General features: G+C 49.7%; 3 protein-coding genes and 1 pseudogene. All 4 read right to left on the bottom strand.

Annotated elements, in window-relative coordinates; translation table 11 throughout:
• Positions 1–422 (bottom strand): annotated as a pseudogene (locus Q0231_RS08265) (hypothetical protein); the annotation flags it as partial.
• Positions 423–426: 4 nt separating this feature from the next.
• The gene (gene nuoK / locus Q0231_RS08260) at positions 427–741 is read right to left on the bottom strand and encodes an NADH-quinone oxidoreductase subunit NuoK (protein WP_269394158.1); all 315 of its coding nucleotides are present in this window, start codon (positions 739–741) and stop codon (positions 427–429) included.
• A 12-nt stretch (positions 742–753) separates the two neighbouring features.
• Positions 754–1,362 carry an NADH-quinone oxidoreductase subunit J gene (locus Q0231_RS08255; RefSeq protein WP_269394157.1) on the bottom strand — a complete coding sequence of 203 codons (609 nt, stop codon included), beginning with the start codon at positions 1,360–1,362 and terminating at the stop codon, positions 754–756.
• 9 nt (positions 1,363–1,371) lie between these two features.
• On the bottom strand, positions 1,372–1,689 hold a 318-nt coding region (nuoI, locus tag Q0231_RS08250; protein WP_299347061.1), incomplete at its 5' end, for an NADH-quinone oxidoreductase subunit NuoI.

Raw genomic sequence — 1,689 nt, 5'->3', positions numbered from 1 at the left:
AGGTAAGCAAAGAAACGCGAACGATGCGGATCTTCGTGCATGTAGCCAATCGAGTAAATATGCACCAAGCTGGAAACAGTCGTCACAACCACCAGCATCACCGCCGTCAATGTGTCAACGCGGATCATCCAATGCAGATCAAGACCTGCGGTCGAAATCCAGCGGAACAATTCAACTTTGACCGATTCAGCTGCAACAAATGCGTGTTCACCACCGTGCCCTGCTTCAGCCCCGTGACCAGCGTCACCGCCGCCCATGGTCCATTGCAAAAACACAATCCAAGAGAAAAGCGCAGACAAAACCAAAAGGCTTGACGTCACAATTTCTGAGGAGCGGTGCCCAATTGAGCGGCCTAGAAGGCCAGCAATCAACGCGCCGAGCAACGGCAGGAAGACGATCAATTGAAGGAGAGTTTGGTTCATGCCCTTAGCCCTTCATCACGTTCACATCGTCAACAGCGATGGAACCTTTATTACGGAAGAAGACCACAAGGATCGCCAAACCAATCGCGGCTTCAGCAGCTGCCACTGTCAAAATCAGCAAGGCAAATACTTGCCCCGCCAAATCTTGCAAGTGCGCGCTAAACCCAATGAAATTGATGTTAACGGCCAAAAGGATCAATTCAACTGACATCAGGATAATGATGACGTTTTTCCGATTAAGGAAAATGCCAAACACCCCAAGAGTGAACAGTACGGCTGCGACGGTCAAAAAATGACCTAGTGGAATAACTGGTATCATTTGAGCCCCTGATTAAATCCCTTTGCCACTTTCAACAGATACAACTTCCACTGCATCTTCACGTTTACGGCCAACTTGTGCCGCAATGTCTTGGCGTTTTGCGTGTGGTTTATGGCGCAATGTCAAAACGATTGCCCCAATCATCGCCACCAACAAAATCAAACCAGCTGCTTCAAACAGATAGACATATCTGGTGTAAAGCACCAACCCGAGCGCTTCGGTGTTTGAGACACCTTCAACCAACGGCAACACGCTTGAACCAGCCACCTCGGGCGTGATCAAAAACGACCCAGCGACCATGATCAATTCGACCAATAAAATGCCGCCCACCATTGCCCCGATGGGGGCATATTGCAAAAAGCCCTGCCGCAATTGCGCAAAGTCTACATCGAGCATCATTACAACGAACAAGAACAGCACCATCACAGCGCCCACATAAACAACGATCAGCAGCAGCGCTAAAAATTCAGCGCCAGCCAACATGAAGATCCCTGCCCCGTTCACAAACGCCAAGATCAAGAACATCACCGAATGAACCGGATTACGCGATGAAATCACCATCACCGCGCTCACGATCGCTGTTGCAGCGAACAGATAGAAAAAAGCAATTTCTAGTGTCATTTGTTTTCCCTACCTATATGCCGCGTCAGCATCAAGATTTGCCGCAATTTCGCGTTCCCAACGGTCGCCGTTCGCCAAAAGCTTATCTTTATCGAAATAAAGCTCCTCGCGCGTTTCCGTCGCAAACTCAAAGTTTGGCCCCTCAACGATCGCATCCACCGGACATGCCTCTTGGCAAAAGCCACAATAGATACATTTCACCATGTCCAAGTCATAACGCACGGTACGACGGGTGCCGTCATTCTGGCGCGGACCAGCTTCAATGGTGATCGCTTGTGCCGGGCAAATCGCTTCGCAAAGTTTGCAAGCAATGCAACGTTCTTCCCC

This window comes from uncultured Maritalea sp. (assembly GCF_937139385.1).
GTDB lineage: Bacteria > Pseudomonadota > Alphaproteobacteria > Rhizobiales > Devosiaceae > Maritalea > Maritalea porphyrae_A.
The sequence above is the reverse complement of the archived record's forward strand: the minus strand, read 5'-3'. Positions and strand labels throughout refer to the sequence as shown.

What these genes read in the sequence shown, in the direction of transcription:
- nuoK (WP_269394158.1), bottom strand. Translation starts at nt 741, where the DNA reads ATGATACCAGTTATTCCACTAGGTCATTTTTTGACCGTCGCAGCCGTA.
- Q0231_RS08255 (WP_269394157.1), bottom strand. Translation starts at nt 1,362, where the DNA reads ATGACACTAGAAATTGCTTTTTTCTATCTGTTCGCTGCAACAGCGATC.